This window comes from Billgrantia antri (assembly GCF_019430905.1).
Taxonomy (GTDB): Bacteria; Pseudomonadota; Gammaproteobacteria; order Pseudomonadales; family Halomonadaceae; genus Halomonas; species Halomonas antri.
Genome location: NZ_JAHYCA010000001.1, coordinates 87079 through 110269, shown reverse-complemented (window position 1 = coordinate 110269; position 23191 = coordinate 87079). Strand labels below are relative to the sequence as shown.

Annotated in this window: 19 protein-coding genes; 12 read left to right on the top strand and 7 right to left on the bottom strand. The window is 65.5% G+C overall.

Annotated features, from left to right (window positions below):
- Positions 1-2 precede the first annotated feature (2 nt).
- The 3 genes from asd to rsgA all read right to left on the bottom strand — a co-directional run bounded on the left by asd (position 3) and on the right by rsgA (position 3003).
- Positions 3-863 carry an archaetidylserine decarboxylase gene (asd, locus tag KPL81_RS00490; protein ID WP_219790253.1) on the bottom strand — a complete coding sequence of 287 codons (861 nt, stop codon included), beginning with the start codon at positions 861-863 and terminating at the stop codon, positions 3-5.
- Between the two features lie 244 nt (positions 864-1107).
- A complete protein-coding gene (locus KPL81_RS00485) occupies positions 1108-1938 on the bottom strand; it encodes a sulfurtransferase (RefSeq protein ID WP_209473466.1) in 831 nt (276 codons plus the stop codon).
- 30 nt (positions 1939-1968) lie between these two features.
- On the bottom strand, positions 1969-3003 hold the full coding sequence (gene rsgA / locus KPL81_RS00480; RefSeq protein WP_219790252.1) for a small ribosomal subunit biogenesis GTPase RsgA: 1035 nt from the start codon (positions 3001-3003) through the stop codon (positions 1969-1971).
- Positions 3004-3091: 88 nt separating this feature from the next.
- On the opposite strand from rsgA, the gene orn reads away from it, so the two are divergent.
- Positions 3092-3676: an oligoribonuclease gene (orn, locus tag KPL81_RS00475; protein ID WP_219790251.1), complete on the top strand. Its 585-nt coding sequence runs from the start codon at positions 3092-3094 to the stop codon at positions 3674-3676.
- A 199-nt stretch (positions 3677-3875) separates the two neighbouring features.
- On the opposite strand, the gene queG is transcribed toward orn, so the two are convergent.
- Positions 3876-4976 (bottom strand): tRNA epoxyqueuosine(34) reductase QueG, encoded by a 1101-nt coding sequence (queG, locus tag KPL81_RS00470; RefSeq protein WP_219790250.1) that lies wholly within the window; start codon positions 4974-4976, stop codon positions 3876-3878.
- A 100-nt stretch (positions 4977-5076) separates the two neighbouring features.
- Here queG and KPL81_RS00465 point away from each other — a divergent pair, with 100 nt between their 5' ends.
- The 11 genes from KPL81_RS00465 to KPL81_RS00415 all read left to right on the top strand — a co-directional run bounded on the left by KPL81_RS00465 (position 5077) and on the right by KPL81_RS00415 (position 18188).
- Positions 5077-6639 carry an NAD(P)H-hydrate dehydratase gene (locus tag KPL81_RS00465; protein ID WP_219790249.1) on the top strand — a complete coding sequence of 521 codons (1563 nt, stop codon included), beginning with the start codon at positions 5077-5079 and terminating at the stop codon, positions 6637-6639.
- Positions 6620-7120: a tRNA (adenosine(37)-N6)-threonylcarbamoyltransferase complex ATPase subunit type 1 TsaE gene (tsaE, locus tag KPL81_RS00460; protein WP_219790248.1), complete on the top strand. Its 501-nt coding sequence runs from the start codon at positions 6620-6622 to the stop codon at positions 7118-7120. Before KPL81_RS00465 ends, tsaE begins: the two co-directional genes overlap by 20 nt.
- Entirely contained in the window at positions 7120-8598 is a 1479-nt protein-coding gene (locus tag KPL81_RS00455; protein WP_240548990.1) for an N-acetylmuramoyl-L-alanine amidase, read from the top strand. The genes tsaE and KPL81_RS00455 overlap by 1 nt, the downstream gene beginning before the upstream one ends.
- Positions 8595-10541, top strand: a complete 1947-nt coding sequence (mutL, locus tag KPL81_RS00450) for a DNA mismatch repair endonuclease MutL (protein ID WP_219790247.1) — start codon at positions 8595-8597, stop codon at positions 10539-10541. The genes KPL81_RS00455 and mutL overlap by 4 nt, the downstream gene beginning before the upstream one ends.
- Before the next feature lie 15 nt (positions 10542-10556).
- Positions 10557-11495, top strand: a complete 939-nt coding sequence (gene miaA, locus KPL81_RS00445) for a tRNA (adenosine(37)-N6)-dimethylallyltransferase MiaA (RefSeq protein ID WP_209473459.1) — start codon at positions 10557-10559, stop codon at positions 11493-11495.
- Positions 11496-11584: 89 nt separating this feature from the next.
- Positions 11585-11836, top strand: coding sequence for an RNA chaperone Hfq (hfq, locus tag KPL81_RS00440; RefSeq protein WP_103968388.1), 252 nt, complete (start codon positions 11585-11587; stop codon positions 11834-11836).
- An 8-nt stretch (positions 11837-11844) separates the two neighbouring features.
- Positions 11845-13161, top strand: a complete 1317-nt coding sequence (hflX, locus tag KPL81_RS00435) for a ribosome rescue GTPase HflX (RefSeq protein ID WP_219790246.1) — start codon at positions 11845-11847, stop codon at positions 13159-13161.
- Between the two features lie 148 nt (positions 13162-13309).
- A complete protein-coding gene (gene hflK, locus KPL81_RS00430) occupies positions 13310-14533 on the top strand; it encodes an FtsH protease activity modulator HflK (RefSeq protein WP_209473457.1) in 1224 nt (407 codons plus the stop codon).
- Complete coding sequence (hflC, locus tag KPL81_RS00425) at positions 14534-15418, top strand: protease modulator HflC (RefSeq protein ID WP_209473456.1); 885 nt, start codon at positions 14534-14536, stop codon at positions 15416-15418.
- Positions 15419-15592: 174 nt separating this feature from the next.
- A complete protein-coding gene (locus KPL81_RS00420) occupies positions 15593-16768 on the top strand; it encodes an ATP phosphoribosyltransferase regulatory subunit (RefSeq protein ID WP_219790245.1) in 1176 nt (391 codons plus the stop codon).
- A 124-nt stretch (positions 16769-16892) separates the two neighbouring features.
- Positions 16893-18188 (top strand): adenylosuccinate synthase, encoded by a 1296-nt coding sequence (locus KPL81_RS00415; RefSeq protein ID WP_209473454.1) that lies wholly within the window; start codon positions 16893-16895, stop codon positions 18186-18188.
- A gap of 64 nt (positions 18189-18252) precedes the next feature.
- Here KPL81_RS00415 and KPL81_RS00410 read toward each other — a convergent pair whose 3' ends face one another.
- The 3 genes from KPL81_RS00410 to KPL81_RS00400 all read right to left on the bottom strand — a co-directional run bounded on the left by KPL81_RS00410 (position 18253) and on the right by KPL81_RS00400 (position 23152).
- The gene (locus KPL81_RS00410; protein WP_209473453.1) at positions 18253-19506 is read right to left on the bottom strand and encodes an alginate lyase family protein; all 1254 of its coding nucleotides are present in this window, start codon (positions 19504-19506) and stop codon (positions 18253-18255) included.
- A 49-nt stretch (positions 19507-19555) separates the two neighbouring features.
- Positions 19556-20446 carry a polysaccharide lyase gene (locus tag KPL81_RS00405; protein ID WP_240548989.1) on the bottom strand — a complete coding sequence of 297 codons (891 nt, stop codon included), beginning with the start codon at positions 20444-20446 and terminating at the stop codon, positions 19556-19558.
- Positions 20447-20518: 72 nt separating this feature from the next.
- On the bottom strand, positions 20519-23152 hold the full coding sequence (locus KPL81_RS00400) for a tetratricopeptide repeat protein (protein WP_219790244.1): 2634 nt from the start codon (positions 23150-23152) through the stop codon (positions 20519-20521).
- Between the last annotated feature and the right edge of the window lie 39 nt (positions 23153-23191).

Genomic DNA, 23191 nt, shown 5'->3' with positions numbered 1-23191 from the left:
GCCTAGACGAAGTCGGGCGTGTTTGACTGTGGAAAGCCGCCCAGCGACTGGCCCATGCTGACCTTGGTCTTGGGCGCCAGGTGGGAGTCATAATCGACCTTGCCGGCGAAGGCCATCACCACGGTGGAGCCGAGCTTGAAGCGGCCCATCTCCTCGCCGCGCTCCAGGCGAATCGGCTGATCGAAACGGATGCGTTGCACCTGGCCCGAGAGCGGCGTGATCTGACCGGCCCACACCGTCTCGATGGCGGCTACGATCATCGCCCCGACCAGCACCACCGCCATGGGGCCGTATTCGGTATCGAAGTGGCACACCAGGCGCTCGTTGCGGGCAAACAGGTTGGGTACGTGGTCGGTAGTCGCCGAGTTGACCGAGAACAGCCGCCCCGGCACGTAGACCATCTCGGTCAGGGTGCCGGCCAGCGGCATGTGCACTCGATGATAATCCTTGGGCGAGAGATAGACGTTGGCGTAACTGCCGCCACTGTAGCGCCTGGCCGCCTCGGCGTCGCCGCCGAGCAGGTCGACCATCGAAAAGCGGTGCCCCTTGGCTTGCAAGAGCTTGTCGGCCTCGACGGGGCCGAATTGGGACAGGTTACCGTCGGCGGGGCAGAGCAGGCCCTCGCCCAGGGGGCGGGCATCGGGCTTCAGCTCACGGGTGAAGAAGTCGTTGAAGGTGGCGTAGGCGGTGGGGTCAGGCTCGGCGGCCTCGCGCATGTCGACCTCGAAGGCCTTGATGAAGGCACGGATCAGCGCATTCTTCAGCCAGGCGATGCGGGTTTCGGCAAGATAGCCCACCAGCCGCGAGAGCAGGTGATGGGGAAGCGGATACTGGATCAGGGCGAAGAACTTGGAAAGAGACAAAGTAACGGTTCCGTAGCGGTCTGGTTGAGCCAACCGGACAAGGCGATTCGCGACAATCGGTGCCGAAACCCTGGCACTCGCGAGCCGAGTGATGCGCCGAGCAGGATCAAGGTACCTCTTGCCTGTCGCGACGCACACGTCCTAAATCGACATCCCTGTCGATTTGCGCTACTCGGCTCGCTCATGGCAGCGGCCCCGCTAAGGTCGCGTCGTTGCCTGCCCGGTTGGCTGTCGTGTAGTTGGTTTACTTCTCTATCGGCGTATCGTCGCGGTTGCCCCACTCCTTCCAGGAACCGGCGTAGCCGCGAATGTTCTCGAAACCCAGTGCCTTGCCCACCAGCCAGGTGAAGCCGCTGCGATGGTGGCTCTGGCAGTGAGTGACTACTTCCATATCCGGCGTGAGCCCCAGCGCCTCGAGTTCGGTGATCAGCTCGGCGTAGTCGCGAATGCGCAGGGCACGCTCCCTGTCCATGGCTTCGGTCCACTCCATGTTGACCGCACCGGGAATGTGCCCGAGCCGCTTGTTCTCGCCTTTCTCGCCGCGGTATTCCGCCGCTGAGCGGGCATCCCATACCGCGAAACCCTTCTCACCCAGGCGTTCCTGCAGCTCGAAGCGGTCGATGGCGACCTGTGGGTGCAGGACCTCGGCCTCGTACTCGCTGGGCGTCGGCGAGGTCGACTCACGGGAGGCCGGCAGGCCGGCCTGATGCCAGGCGTGGATGCCGCCGTTGAGATAGGAGTATCGGGTGTGGCCAATCAGCTCCAGCGTCCACAGCAGACGCCCGGCCCAGCCGCCGCCCTCGTCGTCATAGGCGACCACATGGGTATCGCGGGTGAGGCCAAGCGACGAGAACAGCTGCGACAGTGCCTCGGGGCTAGGCACCTCGTTGGGCACCTCGCCCTCGCCGCGCAGCAGGCGGCGATAGTCGAGAAAGACCGCGCCGGGCACGTGCCCCTCCTGGTAGCTTTCGGCCTTGAGTGGCACATCGACGATCAACAACTGTGAATCGTCCAGGTGCGCGGCGAGCTGTTCTGGCTCGACGATCAGCGGTAGCAGATTCTCTTCGGAACTCATGGCGCTCTCCTCTTGCTCGTGCGGGCCGAATCAGGTCTCGCTGAGACTATCGACGATATGGCGGTAGCTGGCAAAACGCGCGGGGTGGATCTTGCCGCGCTCGACTGCCTCGAGCAGGGCGCAGCCCGGCTCCTGACGATGGCGGCAGTCGCGAAAGCGGCAGCGGCCGAGGAAGTCGCGAAATTCGATAAAGCCTTCGGCAACCTGCCGTTCGTCCAGGTGAATCAGGCCGAATTCCCGAATACCCGGCGAGTCGATCAGCTCGGCGTCGTCGGCGGTGGGCAAGCGGTAGAGGCGGGCCGTGGTGGTGGTATGGGTGCCCTTGCGTGAATCCTTCGACAGCTCGCCGATGCGCAGCGATTCATCGGGCAGCAGGCGGTCGATCAGCGATGACTTGCCCACGCCGCTCTGGCCGACGAACACCGAGGTACGCCCGGCCAGGCGTTCCAGCAGCTCATCAAGGCCCGTCTCGCGGGCGGTGGTGGTGGTCACCACCGGATAGCCGAGCGCTTCATAGCGCGCCAGCAGCGCGCGCAGCTCGCCGCCATTTTCGGGCAGCAGATCGATCTTGTTGAGCACCAGCACCGGGGCGATGCCGGTGGCCTCGGCGGCCACCAGGTAGCGGTCGATCAGATTGGGGTGCGGCGCCGGCTCCACGGCAAAGACGATCAGGATCTGGTCGATGTTGGCCGCCACCGGCTTGAGCTGGCCTCGGGCATCCGGGCGTTCGAGCACGTTCTGGCGCTCGCTGCGAGCCACCACCACGCCCTCGACGATGTTGCCTTCGGCATCCTGGGCCGCGCGCCAGGTGACCCTGTCGCCGGTGACCAGGCCCTCAAGGTTGGCACGCAGGTGGCAGCGTACGCTGGCCTCGCCGGCGTCGTTCTGGACATCCAGCGTGCGGCCGTAATGGGCAATGACCCGGCCCGGGCGTTCGGGCCCGTACTCGCCGGCGGCGAGCTTTTGCGACTCCTTGGCGTCGCGCTGCTCGGCGCGCCGAGACCGCTCGGCCTGTATCTTTTCGATCCGCCAGCGTTGCTGGCGACTCAGCTTGCGTTTGCTCATGAGCGCCCGAAGATCGTTACAATAGCGGCATTGTACCCAGCGTGGCTCGGCCTGTCCTGCCGCGCCCTTCAACCCAGGAGCCTGACCCATGCCCAACATGCCTGCGCCACGCGACGATCTGCTGGTATGGATCGACCTCGAGATGACCGGACTCGAGCCCGAGCGTGAGCGCATCATCGAAGTGGCAACGCTGATTACCGACAACGATCTCAATCTGATCGCCGAAGGACCAGTGATCGCCGTGCACCAGCCCGACAGCCTGCTCGCCGCCATGGACGAGTGGAACCAGAAGACCCACGGCGAGTCTGGCCTGGTCGAGCGGGTCAAGCAGAGCCGTATCGACACCGCCGAGGCCGAGCGGCAGACCCTCGAGTTCCTGAAGCAATACGTGGTGCCTGGCACCTCGCCCATGTGCGGCAACAGCGTGCATCAGGATCGGCGCTTCCTCGAGCGCGAGATGCGCGAGTTGCTGGCCTTCTTCCACTATCGCAACCTGGACGTCTCGACCCTGAAGGAACTAGCCAAGCGCTGGAACCCGGGCGCGCTGGCCGGCTTCAACAAGCGCAACACCCATCAGGCGCTGGATGACATTCGCGAATCGCTGGACGAGCTGGCGCACTACCGCAATACCTTCTTGCGCCTGGCCGGCAGCGAGCGTGACGAGGAGGAGTGATCCTGCGGCAACGGGAGACGAGCGCTGACAATGAGGGCAGCGGGCTTGATCCCGCGGCTACTCCGTCGACAGGGCTGCGCGGAGGCGCTGTGAACCCATCCCTGGGCGCTACTTTTGCCATCCATGGCAAAAGACCTCCGCTTCGCCCTGTCCCCGGCGCCGCTAGCGTTGGCATCTTGAGCCGCGGTTCAGCCAACAATCAGACACTGGCGATGACTCTGCCACGCTTCTCGCGCTGCCGCCCGAGCGCCCAGCGCACGTGTTCACGCACCAGATCGGAGGGGTAGGCGAGGCGGGCGCGCAGGGCTGCCTCCACGGCTTCGCTCCAGGGGGCGTTGCCCAGCCCCACCGCCAGGTTGCGCAGCCAGCGCTCGTAGCCGATGCGACGGATCGGGCTGCCGGCGGTCTTGTCGAGGAACTCTTCCTCGCCCCAGGCGAACAGCGATACCAGGCTGGCGCGATCCAGATCGTGGCGCGGGGCGAAATCGTCCTCTGCCGTGGCGCGGGTGAAGCGGGTGAACGGGCAAACCAACTGGCAGTCGTCGCAGCCGAACACACGGTTGCCCATGGCCTCGCGAAAGCGCTCGGGTATGCTGCCGAACAGCTCGATGGTGAGGTAGGAGATGCAGGCCCTGGAGTCGACCACCTTGTCCTCGACGATGGCCCCGGTGGGGCAGGCCGTGCGGCAGGCGCTGCAGCTGCCGCAGTGCTCGCTGTCGAAGGGGGGATCGACGGGCAGCGGCAGGTCCACGTAGAGTTCGCCGAGAAAGAACAGCGAGCCCGCCCGCGGGTTGAGCAGCATGGCATTCTTGCCCACCCAGCCGAGCCCGGCCTTGCGCGCCAGGGCGCGCTCCATCACCGGCGCCGAATCGACGAAGGCACGGTAGCCGAACGGGCCGATGCGTTCCTCGATCCACTTGGCCAGGGTGGCCAGGCGCTTGCGCATCAGCTTGTGGTAGTCGCGACCCACCGCATAGCGCGAGACATAGGCCTTCTGCGGCTGGCCAAGCACCTTGGCGCTTTCGACTTCGGCAGGCAGGTAGTCCAGGCGCACGCTGATGACGCGCAGGGTGCCGGGTACCAGCTCCTCGGGGCGCGTGCGCTTGCTGCCGTGCTTGGCCATGAAGCTCATTTCGCCGTGGTAGCCGGCATCGATCCAGCGCTGCAGATGCAACTCGTCCGCGGCCAGGTCGACATCGGCGATGCCCACCTGCTGGAAGCCGAGTTCACGGCCCCAGGTCTTGATCGTCGTGGCCAGTTCGGCCAGTGCTTTGTCGTCCAGGGTCGCAGGGAGAGGCATGATCGAGAAAAAACCGGGCAAAAACACAGCGGGGGGATTGGCGTCAACGATGTGGTGCTTAAACTCCCATGATAAAGCAATGCCGGCAGGGAGACACCGGATGTCTGGCAATCGTTCCGACCAAGAGCAGGTAGCGTTGCGTCCACTGTACCGTGCTGAGCAGGTACGCGAACTCGATCGTCGCACCATTGCAGCCGGGATCGAAGGCTTCGCGCTGATGCAGCGGGCGGCCACGGCGGCGTGGCAGAGCCTCAAGGCACGCTGGCCGGGTGTGAAGCGCATCAGCGTACTGTGTGGCGGTGGCAACAATGGCGGCGACGGCCACGTGCTGGCGGCGCTAGCGGCAGTGGCGGGTGTCGAGGTGCAGCGCATTGCGCTGAAGCCGCCGAATGCGCTCGAGGGCGACGCAGCACGCGCCGCGGAAATGGCCACCGCCGCAGGCGTGGGTCTCGAGCCGTGGCGCAAGGGAATCGAGTTCACCGGCGAGGTGGTCGTCGATGCCCTGCTCGGTACCGGCCTCACCGGCGAGGTGCGCGGTGAGTTCCGCGATGCGATCGAGGCGATCAATGCCAGCAGCCTGCCGGTTCTGGCCATCGACATACCATCGGGGCTGGCCGCCGATACCGGGGCGGTGCTCGGCGTGGCGGTAAGTGCAACGCGTACGGTGACCTTCATCGGCGACAAGGTCGGCCTGCACACCGGGCGCGCGCCCGCCCGTACCGGCGAGGTGCACTTTCGTGCCCTGGGCGTCGATGGGCGGCGTCATGCCGATCTGGTACCGGCCGCCGAGCTGTTGGACAAGGCTCTGCTCGAGGCGTGGTTGCCGCCCCGCTCGCGCGACGCCCATAAGGGCGCCATGGGTCATGTGCTGATTCTGGGCGGGGCGCCGGGCTTCGGCGGTGCGGCGCTGCTCGCCAGCGAGGCGGCGGCGCGCCTGGGTGCTGGCAAGATCAGCCTGGCCACGGCGCCGGAACATGTCACGGCCTGCCTCACCTACCGTCCCGAGGTGATGGTGCACGGCTTGCGCGGGGCCGCTGAACTTGGCGAGCTTCCCGGCAAGGCCGATGTGCTGGTGGTCGGTCCGGGACTAGGCCAGGGTGCCTGGGGGGAGGGCATGCTGCAGGCGGCGTTGGCCGAGTCGAAGCCGCTCGTTGTCGATGCCGATGGGCTTAACCTGCTCGCCTCCCGTTTTTGCGGGAAGCAGCGCGACGACTGGGTTCTGACGCCCCACCCGGGCGAGGCGGGGCGGTTGCTGGGCTGCTCCACGGCGGAGGTGGAGACTGACCGCCCCGCGGCGGTGCGCGAGCTGCAACGCCGCTATGGCGGAGTGGTCGTGCTCAAGGGGGCCGGTAGTCTGATAGCGGGGCCGGACGGCACGGCAGTATGTCCCTACGGCAATCCGGGCATGGCCTCCGGTGGCATGGGCGATGTGCTCTCGGGGATTCTCGGGGCGCTGCTGGCCCAAGGCCTGCCGCTGGAGGTGGCGGCCCGGCTGGGGGTCATGGTGCACGCCATGGCCGCTGACACGGCCGTGCGCGACGCGGGGGAGCGTGGTCTGCTGGCTGCCGATCTGGCATCCTATGCCCGAGTCATCGTCAACCCCGATTTCGAACCGGGGGTTCATTCGCTTGCAGGGGGGCGCGATGCGCATAAGACTCGCTGATGAAGACCGTCAGGTCATCTTCGGGCAGTGCCTGGGAGCGGCCATGAAGGGGCGAGGACGCATCTATCTCGAGGGGGAGTTGGGCGCGGGCAAGACAACATTGACCCGCGGCATCCTGCGTGCGTGTGGACATACGGGGGCGGTCAAGAGCCCCACCTACACGCTGGTCGAGCCCTATGAGCTGAAGGGCTATCGAGTCTACCACTTCGACCTCTACCGCCTGGGCGACGCCGAAGAGCTGGAGTTCATTGGAGGGCGTGATCTGTTCGCCGACGATGCCCTGAGTATCGTCGAGTGGCCAAGCCGGGGCGAAGGCTGGCTGCCGCCACCCGATCTGAGCGTGACGCTATCGCTGGACGGTGCCGGACGCGAGGCAAGGCTCGAGGCGCATACCGAACATGGCCGGTCAGTGCTCGAGGCACTGGCGATGGAGGCCGCTCTTGCCGACATGATCAGCGACGGAGAGCGTGAAACGCCGTGATGAGTATGCGAAACCTGCCCATGGGGCGTGTCGGTCGAGCGCTACGTTGCTGCCTGCTGGTGGCCTGGGGGCTGCAGATCGTACCGGTCGCACCGGTACAGGCGGCCCAGGTCGACAATATTCGCCTGTGGGCGGCACCTGACCATGCGCGACTGGTATTCGACCTCTCCGCCCATGCCGAGGCCAATGTCTTCTCCCTGGACAACCCGCGACGTCTGGTGATCGACCTCGACCAGAGCGGGCTCGACACCGATCTGGCAAGCCTGGAGCTGGAGGGCAGCGCCATCACGGCGGTGCGCAGCGGGCGGCGCGACGGCGGCGGTCTGCGCGTGGTGCTGGATCTTTCCCGCGAGGTGGAGCCGCGCCACTTTACCTTGCCGCCCAACGAGCAGTACGGTCACCGTCTGGTGGTGGACATGGAGTATCCGGGCGAGAGTGCGGTGCAGAACCCCATCGACCCGATCGAGTCGATGATCCGCGAGCAGGAAATCGCGGCCAATCGGCATCGCAGCGGAGCCGCCGAGGCGGATGCACCGCGGGTCGACCCCGAGGTGGTGGCACAGCAGCCGGCGGCACCTCATCCGCGTCGCGACATCATCATTGCCATCGATGCCGGCCACGGTGGCGAGGATCCGGGCGCCATCGGCCCCAGCGGCACGCGAGAGAAGGACGTGGTGCTGGAGATCGCCCGTCGCCTGCAGCGCCTGGTCGAGGATACCGAGGGCTTTCGTGCCGTCATGATTCGTGATGGCGACTACTATATTGGGCTGCGCCAGCGTACTCGTATTGCCCGTGAGCAGAAGGCCGATTTCTTCGTCTCGATCCATGCCGATGCCTTCAATAGCCCCCGCCCCAATGGCAGCTCGGTCTATGCCCTGTCCCAGCGCGGTGCCACGTCGGAGACCGCTCAGTGGCTGGCGGCGAGCGAGAACCAGGCCGACCTGATCGGCGGTGTGGACGGCAATCTCTCGCTCAACGACAAGGACGAGGTGCTGCGCGGCGTGCTCCTCGACCTGACCATGACAGCGACTCTCAACGACTCTCTGGCCATCGGCGGGCAGGTACTCGATCAATTGGGTCGCGTCAACCGCCTGCACAAGTCGCGAGTCGAGCAGGCCGGCTTCATGGTGCTGAAGTCGCCTGACATCCCCTCGCTGCTGATCGAAACGGGCTTCATCTCGAACCCCGACGAAGAGCGTCGCCTGCGCGACTCGGGTCATCAGCAGCGGATGTCGGAGTCCATTTTCGAGGGAATCCGGGCTCACTTCCGCAGCAACCCGCCCCCGGCGAGTCTGCTGGCCTGGCAGCGCGACAATCAGCGTACGCCCTCGGGCAACGAATACCGCATCCAGCCGGGCGACACGCTGTCGCAGATTGCCGCCCGCCACGGCGTGCCGGTGGCGCAGCTCAAACAGGCCAACGAACTCAATGGCGACGTGATCCGCGTCGGACAGGTACTACGGATTCCGCGCTCATGACGGTAGTCGAAGAAACACGACGCATCCGCGTCCTCGATCCCAGGCTGGCCAACCAGATCGCCGCCGGTGAGGTGGTGGAGCGCCCGGCATCGGTGGTCAAGGAACTGGTAGAGAACGCCATCGATGCCGGCAGCACGCGTATCGAAGTTGAGCTCGAGTCCGGCGGGGTACGGCTGATCCGCGTGCGCGACGACGGCAGTGGAATCGCTGAGGACGACCTGCCGCTGGCGCTGTCGCGGCACGCCACCAGCAAGATCGCCTCGCTGGAGGATCTGGAGGGCGTGGCCAGCCTCGGCTTCCGTGGCGAGGCGCTGGCCTCCATCAGCTCGGTCTCGCGCCTGGAACTCGTCGCCAACGTTGAGGACGAACCGCGCAGCGGCTGGCGCGTGGTGGCCGAAGGGCGCCAGATGGAGCCCCGTGTCACTCCGGCGCCCCACCCGCGGGGCACTTCGGTCACAGTGCGCGACCTGTTTTTCAACACGCCGGCACGGCGCAAGTTCCTGCGCACCGAGAAGACCGAATACGGGCATGTGGAGGAAGCCTTCCGCCGGCTCGCACTTTCGCGCTACGACATCGCCTGGGTGCTGCGCCACAACCAGAAGACCGTGCATCAGTTGCCGCCGGGTGACGACGCTCCTCGTCGCGAGCGCCGTATCGCCGCGCTGCTGGGCAAGGGCTTCCTAGACAACGCCCTGCATCTCGACCTGGCGGCCGGCGGGCTGCGCCTGTGGGGCTGGGTGGGCTTGCCGACGCATTCCCGTGCCCAGGCCGATCAGCAGTACTTCTTCGTCAACGGCCGGGTGGTTCGCGACCGACTGGTGGCACATGCGATCCGCCAAGCGTACCGCGACGTGCTCTTCCACGGCCGCCATCCGGTGTTCGTACTCTACCTGGAGGTCGATCCCACGGTGGTGGACGTCAACGTCCACCCCACCAAGCATGAGGTTCGCTTCCGTGACGGCCGGCTGGTGCACGACTTTCTCTTCTCCAGCCTGCACCGGGCGTTGGCCGAGACGCGCCCTGGCTCGCATGAGGAGGGTGATGGGAGCGACACCGACACGACACTCCCCGTTGCGAGTCAGGGTGGCGAAAGTGCGGTGCAGGAGCCGGCCGGGCGCTGGCAACAGCAGCCCATCGGGTTGCATCACGCCAGCGAGTCGGCAGAGAGGGTCACGGCCGATCGCGTGCGCGCCTTCATGAGCGGCTATCGCGCGCTGCATCCCGACCATGAAGACCGCCTGCTGACGCCGCAGCCGGTCGGTGACGAGCCGGCTGGCGCCGGAATGTCGCCCTCCTCTGCGGCACTGGCGGCCACGGCGGCATCCTCCCAGCTGCCGCCGGCGGAGGAGGGCAGCGGCATACCGCCGCTGGGCTTTGCCATCGCCCAGTTGCACGGCATCTACATCCTGTCGCAGACGGCACAGGGGCTGCTCATCGTCGATATGCACGCCGCTCATGAACGTATCGTCTACGAACGCATGAAGGATCAGGTACACAAGGGGGTACTGGAAGCGCAGCCGCTGCTTGTACCGGTGTCGATGGCTGCCAGCCACGCCGAGGTGGCGACCGCCGAGGCCGAACGCGATGCATTCAGCCGCCTGGGCGTCGAGCTCGACGTGGCGGGGCCCGAGACCCTGCTGGTGCGTCAGGTTCCGGCGCTGCTGGCCGATGCCGACGTCGAGCCGCTGATCCGCGACATGCTCGGCGACCTGGAGCGCTATGGCCGCTCCGACCGGCTCGAGGCTCGGATCAACGAACTGCTAGCCACGATGGCTTGTCACGGCAGCGTTCGTGCCAACCGTCGCCTGACCACGACCGAGATGAATGCCTTGCTGCGCGACATGGAGCGCACTGAGCGCAGCGGCCAGTGCAACCATGGCCGGCCCACCTGGACCGAGATGTCGCTCAAGCAACTCGACCGTCTTTTCCTGCGTGGGCAGTAAGGAAGCGCCAAGTTCATGTCTCCAAGACGTCCGCTCGCCATCCTCTTGATGGGCCCTACTGCCGCCGGCAAGACCGACCTGGCCATTGCGCTGCATGAGCGGCTCGACTGCGAACTGATCAGCATGGACTCGGCGATGGTCTACCGCGGCATGGATATCGGCAGCGCCAAGCCGTCGCCGGAGGAGCTGGCGCGCGCCCCGCACCGGCTGATCGACATCCGTGATCCGGCTGAACCCTATTCGGCGGCGGATTTCCGCGAGGATGCGCGCCGCGAGATGCGGCGAATAACCGCAGCCGGTCGCACCCCGCTGCTGGTCGGCGGCACCATGATGTATGCCAAGCGCCTGCTAGAGGGGGTGGCCAACCTGCCGGCGGCCGATCCGGCGATACGCGCCGAACTGGCGCGGCAGCTCGAGCGTAGCGGTCTGGCTGGACTGCACGCCGAGCTCGCCAGGGTCGATCCCGATGCTGCCCGCCGCATTCATCCCAACGATCCGCAGCGCCTGATGCGAGCGCTGGAGGTTTATCGGGCGAGCGGCACGACCCTGACCGAGCTGTGGCGTCGGCAACGTCCTGAAACCTTCCCCTGGGAAGTGTTGTCGATAGGTTTCACGCCTTTTGATCGTCGTGTCCTGCATGAGCGCATCGGCGCACGTTTCGAGATCATGCTGGCGGCCGGCCTCATTGCCGAAGTCGAGGCGCTGAAGGTGCGTGATGACCTGCATCTCGGTCTGCCATCGATGAAAAGCGTGGGTTACCGCCAGGCTTGGGAATACCTCGACGGCAGGGGCGATCTCGAACAACTGCGTCAACGCACCGTGGTGGCGACCCGGCAGCTGGCCAAGCGTCAATTGACCTGGCTGCGGAGCTGGACGGCGCTACACTGGGTCGATAGTCAAAGCCGGCATGCATTGGACACGGTCCTGAAATTCGTGCGTGAATCGGGCTCTTAGCGTAAGATGTTGGCTTCGAGTGGCCGGGTGACCAGCCGAGAAAGAACACAACTTCCACCCCTCATGAGAACGTATTAGGGAGAGGTAACATGTCCAAAGGGCAGTCCCTTCAAGACCCGTACCTGAACATTCTGCGCAAGGAGCGCATTCCGGTTTCGATTTTCCTGGTCAACGGCATCAAGCTGCAGGGACAGATCGAGTCGTTCGATCAGTTCGTGATCCTGTTGCGCAACACCGTCAGTCAGATGGTCTACAAGCACGCCATCTCCACCGTGGTGCCTTCGCGCAACGTGCGGCTACCGCCGCAGGACCCTGCGGCCCAGCCGGACAGCAACGCGTGAGGTATTGATTGTTTTTTGAACGACCCGACGCCGGTGAAACGGCAGTACTGGTGCATGTCGACTTCCAGGACGAGCGCGAGCGCGAGGACCCTGGCGAGTTCATGGAGCTGGTTCGTTCCGCCGGTGCCGAGCCGGCCATGCTGCTCAGCGGCAGCCGGCATCGGCCCGATTCGCGCACCTTCATCGGTAGCGGCAAGGTTGAGGAGCTGCGTGAGGCGCTGAGGGTGCACGGTGCCGAGCTCGTCATCTTCAACCACGGCTTGAGCCCTTCCCAGGAGCGCAATCTGGAGCGGGAGCTCAAGTGCCGAGTGCTGGATCGCACGGGACTGATACTCGACATTTTCGCTCAGCGAGCACGTACCCACGAGGGCAAGCTGCAAGTCGAGCTGGCGCAACTGGAGTACATGTCCACGCGTCTGGTACGTGGCTGGACTCACCTGGAACGTCAGAAGGGTGGTATCGGTCTACGCGGCCCGGGTGAGACGCAGCTCGAGACCGACCGCCGGCTGTTGCGGGCACGTATCAAGGCTATTCACAAGCGCCTCGACAAGGTGCGCAGCCAGCGCAGCCAGAATCGCCGTGCCCGGGCGCGGGCGGAGATCCCCAGTGTGTCGCTGGTCGGTTACACCAACGCCGGCAAGTCGACCCTGTTCAATGCGCTGACCGAAGCAAAGGTCTATGCGGCCGACCAGTTGTTCGCTACGCTCGATCCAACTCTGCGCCGGCTGGAAGTCGGCGATGTCGGTCCGGTGGTGCTGGCGGATACGGTCGGGTTCATTCGCCATCTCCCGCACAAGCTGGTGGAAGCCTTCCAGGCCACCCTCCAAGAGGCGGCCGAGGCCTCGCTGCTGGTGCACGTGATCGATGCCGCCGATCCCGACCGCGAGCTCAACGTGGCGCAGGTCGAAGGCGTGCTCGACGAGATCGGTGCGCTCGACGTCCCGATGCTCAAGGTGATGAACAAGATCGATCTGTTGGATAGCGCCCCGCGGATCGAGCGTGACGGTCAGGGGCGTCCCGAAACGGTATGGCTGTCGGCGCGCGATGGTCGCGGGCTCGATCTGCTCGGCCAGGCGCTGTCGGAGTGTCTGGCGGAGGACGTCATCGATTTCAGCATGCAACTGGCGCCGCAGCAGGGCCGGCTGAGGGCGGGTCTGCACGAGCTTGGCGCCGTCCGGGAAGAACAGTACGAAGAGGGGGGGAAGGTGCGCCTCGAGGTCCGTCTGCCTCGCCGCGACTTCCTGCAGTTGATGGCTCGGCTGGGAGAACGGGCGGAGGATTACCTGCCGTCCGACCTGCACCAGCGGCCGGTCTGGGACGCATGACAGCAATGGTTGTCATGGCCGGCAAAATCGGCTTCCCCTGATAACGACGGCATCAGACGCCCTCGGGTGTCCCGACAGGATAGCAACCGACCTCCCCGCACGGCCGAGTGAAACGTCGGCGGGGGGTAACGCAGAGTGGAGACGACGTATGGCTTGGAATGAGCCGGGTGGCGGGAACCAGCATGACCCCTGGAGTGGCGGGGGCCGGCGCGGCGGTGGCAACGGCGGCGGCGGTGGCAACCGTGGGGGGAACCAGGGACCACCCGACCTTGACGAGGCGCTGAAGAAGTTCCAGGACAAGCTCAACAGCATGCTTGGCGGGCGTGGCGGCAAGGGCGGCGGTCGTGGCGGCAAGGGCGGCGGGCGTCCACGCAACACCTTCGCGCTGCCAGGGCTGTTGCTCATTATTGCCCTGGGTATTTGGGGCGCGATGGGCTTCTATCTGGTCGACCAGGCCGAGCGTGGCGTGGTGCTGCGCTTCGGTGAGTACCAGTCCGTGGTGGGTCCCGGCCTGCACTGGAACCCGCCGCTGATCGACGACGTGCGCATGGTCAACGTGACCCGCGTACGCTCGCTGACCCAGACCCAGTCGATGCTGACCCGCGACGAGAACATCGTCGAGGTCGAGATCTCGGCGCAGTACCAGGTGGCGAGCCCGCGCGACTTCGTGCTCAACGTGCGCAATCCGCAACTCTCCATCGAGAATGCTCTGGACAGTGCCCTGCGTCACGTGGTCGGCGGCACCGACATGATCGAAATCCTGACCTCCGGGCGTGAAATTCTCGGCAGCTCCGTAGCGAGCCGCCTGCAGACCTATCTGGACAGTTACGGCACCGGCATTCGGTTGCAGACCATCAACATCGAATCGACCTCGGCACCGGCTCCGGTCATTGACGCTTTCGATGATGTGATTCGAGCCCGCGAAGACCGCCAGCGCACCATCAACGAGGGCATGGCCTACGCCAATGCCATCATTCCGGCCGCCCAGGGTCAGGCACAGCGTCTGGTCGAGCAGGGCCAAGGTTACCGCGAATCGGTGGTGGCCGAGGCACAGGGGCAGGTCAACCGTTTCAACGCGCTGCTGGCTCAGTACCGCAATGCGCCGGATATCATGCGTGAGCGGCTTTATATTGATGCCATGGCCGATGTCTTCGGACGTACGCCGAAGGTGCTGGTCGACGTGAGCGACGATGCGCCGCTGATGTACCTGCCCCTCGATCAGCGTCCCGGCCAAGCCAGCACCGAAGGCGGCGGCGACGAAGCTCGTGGAGAGAACGGTGAGCTTGACCCGCGTGTGCTCGAGCGCTTGCGTTCCTCTTCCTCGACGCAGCAGAGCAGCAACAATGGTGGTATCCGCAGGGAGGGTCGCTAAATGATCAATAACCGTTCCTTGATCATCGTGGGCGGCCTCGCTGCCGTGGCTTGGTTGGCCAGCAACAGCCTCTTCGTGGTCGACGAGACTCAGCGGGCGGTCAAGCTCCGCTTCGGTGAGATCGTCGAGGAGAATATCCAGCCCGGACTGCACTTCAAGGTGCCGATCACGCAAACGGTGCGCAAGTTCGACACTCGGGTACTGACGCTGGATACCGATGCCAGCCGCTACCTGACGCTCGAGCAGAAGGCGGTGATCGTCGACTCCTACGTCAAGTGGCAGGTAATCAACCCCACGCGCTACTACGAGGCTACGGCCGGGGACGAGACCATGGCGATTCGCCTGATCCAGCCGCGAGTCGACGAGAGCTTGCGTAACGAATTCGGTCGCCTGGACCTGCAGCAGATCATTGCCGAACGCCGCGATGACTTGATGACGGGGCCGACCCAAGAACTCGATGAGCTGCTCCGTGATGAGCTGGGCGTGGCGATTCTCGACGTGCGTGTGAAGCGTATCGACCTGCCTGACGACGTGTCGGCTGCCGTCTATGAACGCATGCGCTCCGAGCGTGAACGCGAGGCTCGTGAATGGCGTGCCCAGGGGCAGGAGGAAGCTGAGCGCATCCGCGCTAACGCCGACCGGCGCCGCCAGGTGCTGCTGGCCCAGGCTTCCGAGCGGGCCGAGACCCTGCGTGGCGAGGGGGATGCCGAAGCGGCGGCGATCTTCGCCGAGGCATACAGTGAGAACGCCGAATTCTTCAGCTTCTGGCGCAGTATCAACGCCTATCGTGACAGCTTCGACGGCGAACGGGACATGTTGGTACTCGATCCGACCAGCGATTTCTTCCGCTATCTGCGGAGTCCGGCAGTCCAGGACGAGGAGTGAGTCCGGAGCAAGCCGGCCCGCCGTGCGGCCGGCTTGCTCGCGTTGGCAGTCGGGGTTCAACCGGCCGTCAAACGTGGTAGAATCGGTCAACCGGGCGTGGCCCGGTTTTTTTGTGGGCCTTTTTCGCCATCGTATCCTTTTTGCCCGCCTAATTTGCCTTGCAGGATTGACGACATGACCATTGCTGACCGCTGGCTGCTGCCCGACGGCATGGATGAGGTGCTGCCGCCCCAGGCGAGCCGCATGGAAGAGCTGCGTCGTACGCTGCTCGACCTCTATTATCGCTGGGGATACGATCAAGTGATGCCGCCGCCGGTGGAATTTCTCGACTCTCTGTTGACCGGCACCGGCACCGACCTGGACCTGCAGACCTTCAAGTTGACCGATCAACTCACCGGTCGCCTGATGGGAGTGAGCGCCGACGTGACGCCCCAGGTGGCGCGCATGGACGCCCACTCCATGCATCATCAGGGACCGGCCAGGCTGTGCTACTGCACCAACGTGCTGCGGGCCAAGGCCGATCAGCATCAGGGGGGGCGCAGCCCGGTGCAGGTCGGCGTCGAGCTGTTCGGCCATGCCGGGCTGGAGGCGGATCTCGAGATCCTGCGCCTGGCGCTGCTGAGCCTCAAGGCGGCAGGGGCCGGCGAACTGCACCTGGCGTTGGGTCATATCGGCATCTACCGTAGCCTGGTACAGGCTGCCGCCTTGGCACCCGACCAGGAACGCGCCTTGTTCGAAGCCCTGGAGCTGAAGTCGCCCGGGGCCTTGGCCCAGCAGGTCGAGGCGAGCGTGGCCGATCCTGTCCTGGCGGATATGTTCCGCGCGTTGGGTAGACTGCATGGTGGTCCCGAGGTGCTGGATAGTGCCAGGGATGCCTTGGCCGGCGCGCCGGTGGCCGTGGCCGACGCCTTGGCGCAACTTCAGGCGTTGCATCGTGGTGTGGCTGAGGAGCATCCCGAGGTCGAGCTGTACTTCGACCTGGCCGAGCTACGCGGCTACCAGTACCACACCGGCATGATGTTTGCGGCCTTCGTGCCGGGCTACGGTCAGGCCTTGGCCAAGGGAGGGCGCTACGACGATACCGGGCGCGCCTTCGGTCGTGCGCGCCCCGCCACCGGTTTCTCGATGGACCTGAAACTGCTTGCCACGCTGGTGCAGAGCGAGCCGGCCAGCGACGGCATCTGGGCACCCGCCGATGGCGAAGGCGTGACCGAGGCGATCGCTTCGCTGCGCGACGGCGGACACCGGGTCGTGCAGGCACTGCCGGGGCAAACTACGCCGCCAGAGGCGCACCGCTGCAGCCGGCGGCTGGTGCTGGTCGAAGGCCGCTGGCAGACGCAGGCACTCTAGGCTGGCGAACCAGCCAAGGCCCGAATGGGACGATACCGGCAAGCGGGCCGGATGACGAGCGCGGCCCGCAGGGCCGGATCATCGACGCGCACATACGCGGCGCCGACACGAGAGACGAGACGCAATGGGCAAGAACGTAGTCGTACTGGGTACCCAGTGGGGTGACGAAGGCAAGGGCAAGGTAGTCGATCTGTTGACCGAATCGGCGGCCGCGGTGGTTCGCTTTCAGGGCGGGCACAACGCCGGACACACGTTGGTCATCGACGGCGAGAAGACCGTGCTGCACCTGATTCCGTCCGGCATTCTGCGCCAGGGCAAGACGTGTGTCATCGGCAACGGCGTAGTGCTGTCGCCGGAGGCGCTGATCAAGGAGATCCGCGAACTCGAGACCAAGGGCGTGCCGGTGCGCGAGCGGCTGCGACTGTCGCCGGCCTGTCCGCTGATCCTGCCGTATCACGTGCGCCTCGACCTGGCCCGCGAGAAGGCTCGTGGCGTGGCCAAGATCGGCACCACCGGGCGTGGCATCGGCCCGGCCTACGAGGACAAGGTGGCACGGCGTGGCCTGCGCCTGGGCGACCTGCTGCACCGCGAGCGCTTTGCCTCCAAGCTGGGCGAAGTGCTCGACTATCACAACTTCGTGCTGGTCAACTACCACGGCGAGAAGGCAGTGGACTTCCAGCAGATCCTCGACGAGGCCATGGAAATGGCCGAGGAGCTGCGCCCCATGGTGTGCGATACGGTGAGCCTGGTGCACGAGCTGCGCCGCGCCGGCGAGAACATTCTGTTCGAGGGGGCACAGGGCTCGCTGCTCGATATCGACCACGGCACCTATCCGTTCGTCACCAGCTCCAATACCACGGCGGGTGGCACCGCCACCGGTTCCGGCGTAGGGCCGCTCTATCTCGACTACGTCCTCGGCATCACCAAGGCCTACACCACGCGTGTCGGCTCCGGTCCGTTCCCCACCGAGCTGTTCGACGAGCATGGCCGCCACCTGGCCGAGCGGGGCCATGAGTTCGGCGCCACCACCGGGCGCCCGCGCCGCTGTGGCTGGTTCGATGCCGTGGCCCTCCGCCACGCGGTGCAAATCAACTCGGTCTCGGGGATCTGCCTGACCAAGCTCGACGTGCTCGATGGGCTGGAGAACATCCGGGTCTGCGTGGGTTATCGCAGCAAGGACGGTGATGTGCTCGACAATCCGGTCGATTCGGAGGGCTACGAGGCGGTCGAGCCGGTCTACGAGGACCTGCCGGGCTGGAGCGAATCGACCCTGGGTGCCAAGCGTATCGAGGACCTTCCGGCCAATGCCCGCTCCTACATAAGCTTCCTCGAGGAGAAGGTGGGTACCTCTATCGACATCGTCTCCACCGGTCCCGATCGTAACGAGACCATCGTACTGCGTAATCCGTTCGAGGGCTGAGCACGACCTGGTGCGCCCTGACACTCAAGGCCGGCTTCGTCGCCGGCCTTTTCGTTGCTGATTGTCAGTTGCTCGACAGCCCTTTGAATGCCTGCGTCTCGCGCCTGCCCTCGTCGTCGATTACCAGGTGCTGTTGCACGTCGGGATCCATGAAATACAAGGTGGCGTAGCCACCGGCGCCGCGATTGTAGATGGGCCGCATGGGCGCCACGATATCGTTGAAGCGCGCTTCACCGAAGCGGGCGCCGTACATCTCCATCCAGGCGAAGTACTGGTCGTCCTTCAAAAACCCCGTGTACTGTTCCCGTGGCGCCAGGTCGCCCAGCTCGGCGGGATCCTCGAGAATGGCCATGGCGAAGTCCACCGCATCGTGCATCGTGTTGCCATCGATCTCCAGGTCATAGACGTCGTATCCCTGGCGCTCGGTGATCTCCATGATGGGTATCAGATAGAGCAGCGCATAGTTCTGGTAGTGGGTGGCGCGCCGACCGCGTTTGACTTCGAGGGGGAACGCTCCTGCCTCGGTCATGTCGTGCAGGGCGGAGTAGATCGCGCTGACGCCGAAGCGGAACATGTCGTCGTCTTCGGTCAGGACACCGATCATCGCGGCATAGAGCGCGCGGCGATAGAAATGGTTATTGCAGCAGCTGCTTTCTGCGCCTTCGATCGCCATATGCACGTTGGCCAGCTCGTTGAGCCATGCTTCGACCCGGGTCTTTTCTTCCTCCAGTCCCTCGACGTGGGGGTGCACGACGGAATAGGCCATGGCGGCAGCGAAGATCATCGACTCCAGCGAGAACCAAGCCTGAGGCTGGTTCCAGTGGTAATAAAAGCTGAGCAGGGCATCGTCCCGGGCCCATTTGTCCAGAAAGCGGACCAGACACTCCGCGTAGTAGTCGTCGCTGCTGGCGACGAAGGAACCGGCCAGTTCCGAGACGGTATCCTCGAAATCGAACAGCGGCTCGGTGGCGAGCCTCCAGGCATCGGGAGTGGGGTAAAAGCCGGGAATGCGTAACTGGTTTGTAATGGTGGGGATTTCCAGCCGCTGCTGGCAACTGGGCGCGTAATTGGTCAGTTCCTCGCGTTGCTGCATCAGCAGGCTGTTGTTGGTCTCCTGGAGCAGCATCATGCGCTCCGTGACGTTGAAATAGGATGCGTCCGGGGCGCGCACCGTGTAATCGGAGAGATCCAGTTCCTGGCGCTCCTCCAGCGTCAGGGCCTGAGTCGTGGTACCAACCCCTAGCAGCGTCGCGATCAGCGACCCAGCGATCCATGAGGGAATGGTACGTTGGCGAGCGTGCTTTCCTTGGTAGCTCATCTTAGGTCAGCCTCCTGCTTCGATGCGGCAGCGGCTGACGATCTAGCCGCTACCTTGGCTCGGGTGCGTAAAGGCGAAAGACGGAGAAGTCGGCGTGCTGATCATGTGGCGTACGCCACTCCTCGCCGGTGCCACCGAAGAACGTCGAGAACATCACGCCGTCGATGCCGAGCGTCGGCGTGGTGCGAAGCACCATCTCCCTGCGCTCGAGCACGGGCCAGCCATCGATCCATAGCCGGACGATGCCATCGCGCCCTTCGGGTTCGTTGAGGATCACTTCCTGCTCGACGGTGACCCAGCGGCCGGTGGGGAAATGCCAGCTGCCGCGGCCCATAGAGTCGCCTTCGTGGCCGACCGTATAGGGGTAGAGTTCGCCCTGGCCGTCCTTGCGCCACATCAGGCGCAGCGAGAAGCCGTTCTCGCCCGTCACTTCCTCACCGCCGCTGGGGGCGTCACCGCCGTACAGGCCGGGGAGCTTACCTCCTTTAACAAAGTCAAAGTTTGCTTCGAAACGTAACCGATAGTGTAGACATGCCCGGTCGGTGTGTTGCAAGGATTTTTCTTTGGTGTAGAAGCCGAAACCGCCACGGGGTACGTCTTGCTGGTCGGCATCGCTGGGAGAGGAACTGTGCTGGGGGTAGTGGGCACGCAGGGCAGGCTCGACCAACCCGCTGGTCAGCGCACCGAGCAACTCGGCGTTGGTCTCGGTGCCCCAGTCACGGGTCGAGGCGAAGTCCTCGCGAATCGCCTCCTTGGCAGTCTGCAGTACGTGTCGCGGTCGCAGGGTGGCCACCAGGGGGTAGCGTTCGGAGCAGGGCGTCAGGCGTGGCATGCGATGATGGTCGCCAGTTGATGTGTCGGCGCTGGTGGGAAGGCCCCCGATCAGGGGCAGCAGGGTGAGTAGGGTGGCTTGCGTCAGGCGGCGTGTGGATTGCGACATCCGTGCCTCCTCGGTAGACAGGCGTGCGCTAGCGACTCCCCATCAGGCGGGGGAGCCGCTAGCTTCGGTTACTTACTCCGCGCTGCCGTTGGCAGCAGCGGCGATGGCGGCCTCATCGGTGAGCAGTTGACGCAGCGTCTCGACGGCCATTTGTCCTTCGCTTTCGAAGACGTCGTCGAGCCACAGCAGGGCTTGTTGCTGGTTGGCGTGCTCCAGCCCGCGGGCCGTGAGATAGGCCTGGGCCAGGGAGAGGCGCGCACTGCGATGGCCTTGGCTGGCCGCCTGGTAGAGGTAGTCGGCACCACGCTCGGGATCGCGCTCGACGTTTTCGCCGCGCAGGTACTCGCGACCGAGGGTGGCCTGAGCACCGGGGTGCCCTTGCTCGGCGGCGGCAAGCAGCAGTTCGTGGCCTTGCTCGACGTCCTGGTCGATGGCGCCTTCTCCACGCATCAGGGCGAGCCCCAGCGCCACTCGTGCATGAAGGGCACCGGCATCACTGGCCTGACGGTACCAGCGTTCGGCCTGCTCGGCGTCCTGTTCGACGCCGTTGCCGTGCTGGTAGGCTTCGCCCAGATGGAAGGCAGCTTGTGCATTCCCTGCTTGAGCGGCAGCCCTGAGCAGCTCCATGCCGCGCTCCACGTTACGCTCGACGCCGTCTCCGGCCAGATAGGCTTCGCCCAGGTCGGCACGGGCCCCGGCATGGCCCCGGGACACGGCAGCTTCGAGGTAGTCTATGCCGCGTCCGGTGGCGCCCCGGTCCAGGTACATGCGCCCAAGGCTTGCTGCGGCGCCGGCATGGCCGGCCTGGTGGGCTTGTCCTAGCCAATATTCCGCTCGCCCCTGGTCCCGCTGGACCCCTTCACCGGTAAGAAAGGCACGACCCAGATCGGCCATGGCGCCGGGGTGGCCGTCCTCTGCCGCCGCGACCAGCGCTTCCATGTTGCCCTGGGCGCCGAGGTCGCGCTGCAGGTAGGTCAGCGCTTCGTCGGCGGATTCGTGACCGGCCTCCTGGGCCCGGGTCAGCCAGCGGTTGGCTTCGCTCAGGTCACGCTCGACCCCGCTGCCGTTGCGGTAGGCGCGGCCGAGGACCACCATGGCGTAGGCGTCGCCCTGTTGGGCAGCCTGGGTCAGCAGGCGGACGCCCTGGGAGGGGTTCTCCGGCAGCGGCCCTTCCAGATAGGCTTCGCCGAGCAGGGTCATGGCCGTAGTGTCGCCGGCCTGGGCGGCCTGACGCAGCAGCTCCTCGCCGCGACTGGGCTGGAAGTTGGGGTTCTTCTCGTCCAGGTAGGCTTCACCGAGCAGGCGCATCGCGCCCGATTGCCCTTGATCGGCGGCCTGGCGCAGCAGCTGTTCGCCTTGGGCGGGATCCTGAGGTACGCCACGACCCTTGAGATAGGCCTCGCCCAGCTGCTGGGTCGCCCACGGATGGCCGAGTTCATGCGCACGTTCGAGATAATCGACGGCGATGTAGGGCTGGCCGGCGATGCGTTCATCGTCGAGATAGAGCGCGCCCAGTTGGGCCAGTGCCAGCGCATGATCCTGTTCGGCCGCCTGCTCGAGCAGATTCATGCCGCGGGGCAGGTCGTTGAGCCCGCCCTGGCCGTTGACCAGCGCACGGCCGAGGATGACCTTGGCATCCACCGAGCCCGCCTCGATCGCTTCGCGCAGCCAGCGCTCGGCTTGTACCGGCTGCGGCTGGCCGGCGGTACCCTCGAGCAGCGCCTCGCCATAATAGGTCATGGCGTCGACATGGCCTTCTCCGGCGGCCTCGGCAAGCAGTTCGAGGCCGCGGGCGCTCTCTCCGGCATCGATCATCTGGCGTCCGGTGCGAGCCAGGGCATCGATGTCGCCGGCTTCGGCGGCCTGGCGCATCCAGCGGATGCGTTGCTCGGGCTGATCGCCGAGCAGCCCCTCCGCCGAGTACATCGATGCCAGTTGCAGCATGGCGCCGGTATCCCCTTGGCTGGCCTTTGCCTCGAGGGTTTCGGCGAAGCGCTGCGCATAGTCCATGGCCAGGGCCGGATCCTCTTCCAGCCAGCCACCAGGGGAGTGCGCCTTGGCTAGCGCTTCCAGCGCCTTGGCATCGCCGCGGCCGGCGGCACGCTCCAGCAAGCGCTTGGCCATGTCCGGGTCGGCCTTGATGTTTTCGGTGCCGTTGGCCAGCATCTCGGCCAGCCGGGTCTCTGCGTCCTGCTCGACCCCTTCCTCCATGGCTTGCCAGAGCAGGTGGTAGGCGAGAACGTCGTTGCGCTCGACCCCGCGGCCCTCTTGGTAGAGGCGCCCCAGGTTGAGTGAAGCGTTGCCATGAATAGGCGACTGTAGATCCAGCGCCTTGCCGTACAGCTCAGCTGCCTTGGCGGGGTTTTGCTCCACGCCGGTTCCGCGCTCGTACAGTTTCCCGACCTCGTAGAAGGCCGGCATGATATTGCGCGCCATCAACGCGTCGAGGTGCTCGAGGGCCTCCTCGTAGCGCTCCTCTTCGATCAAACGCTGGCTGTAGTCGATGGTGTCCCAGTCCCGGCCCGAGATGTCGGCGTCGATGACGCCGCCGAACCAGCCTTGATAGGCTTGGGGTACGGGAGGGACATGCTCGCCGGGGGCCGAGCCGCCGGTCGCTGCGCAGCCGACGAGTGCGACCGTGATGCCGATCGCTGTTGCCAGTCGCAGCGAGGGGATGAGTCGAGTCCTAACCTTGGTGCGTTCCATGTGTTCCCCTCTGTGGTGTGTGGTTGTCTGGCCGCGTGC

Excerpts from the sequence above, each read along its gene's own strand:
- KPL81_RS00485 (WP_209473466.1), bottom strand. The coding sequence starts at position 1,938 with ATGAGTTCCGAAGAGAATCTGCTACCGCTGATCGTCGAGCCAGAACAG.
- rsgA (WP_219790252.1), bottom strand. The coding sequence starts at position 3,003 with ATGAGCAAACGCAAGCTGAGTCGCCAGCAACGCTGGCGGATCGAAAAG.
- orn (WP_219790251.1), top strand. The coding sequence starts at position 3,092 with ATGCCCAACATGCCTGCGCCACGCGACGATCTGCTGGTATGGATCGAC.
- queG (WP_219790250.1), bottom strand. The coding sequence starts at position 4,976 with ATGCCTCTCCCTGCGACCCTGGACGACAAAGCACTGGCCGAACTGGCC.
- KPL81_RS00465 (WP_219790249.1), top strand. The coding sequence starts at position 5,077 with ATGTCTGGCAATCGTTCCGACCAAGAGCAGGTAGCGTTGCGTCCACTG.
- tsaE (WP_219790248.1), top strand. The coding sequence starts at position 6,620 with ATGCGCATAAGACTCGCTGATGAAGACCGTCAGGTCATCTTCGGGCAG.
- KPL81_RS00455 (WP_240548990.1), top strand. The coding sequence starts at position 7,120 with ATGAGTATGCGAAACCTGCCCATGGGGCGTGTCGGTCGAGCGCTACGT.
- mutL (WP_219790247.1), top strand. The coding sequence starts at position 8,595 with ATGACGGTAGTCGAAGAAACACGACGCATCCGCGTCCTCGATCCCAGG.
- miaA (WP_209473459.1), top strand. The coding sequence starts at position 10,557 with ATGTCTCCAAGACGTCCGCTCGCCATCCTCTTGATGGGCCCTACTGCC.
- hfq (WP_103968388.1), top strand. The coding sequence starts at position 11,585 with ATGTCCAAAGGGCAGTCCCTTCAAGACCCGTACCTGAACATTCTGCGC.
- hflK (WP_209473457.1), top strand. The coding sequence starts at position 13,310 with ATGGCTTGGAATGAGCCGGGTGGCGGGAACCAGCATGACCCCTGGAGT.
- hflC (WP_209473456.1), top strand. The coding sequence starts at position 14,534 with ATGATCAATAACCGTTCCTTGATCATCGTGGGCGGCCTCGCTGCCGTG.
- KPL81_RS00420 (WP_219790245.1), top strand. The coding sequence starts at position 15,593 with ATGACCATTGCTGACCGCTGGCTGCTGCCCGACGGCATGGATGAGGTG.
- KPL81_RS00415 (WP_209473454.1), top strand. The coding sequence starts at position 16,893 with ATGGGCAAGAACGTAGTCGTACTGGGTACCCAGTGGGGTGACGAAGGC.
- KPL81_RS00410 (WP_209473453.1), bottom strand. The coding sequence starts at position 19,506 with ATGAGCTACCAAGGAAAGCACGCTCGCCAACGTACCATTCCCTCATGG.
- KPL81_RS00405 (WP_240548989.1), bottom strand. The coding sequence starts at position 20,446 with ATGTCGCAATCCACACGCCGCCTGACGCAAGCCACCCTACTCACCCTG.
- KPL81_RS00400 (WP_219790244.1), bottom strand. The coding sequence starts at position 23,152 with ATGGAACGCACCAAGGTTAGGACTCGACTCATCCCCTCGCTGCGACTG.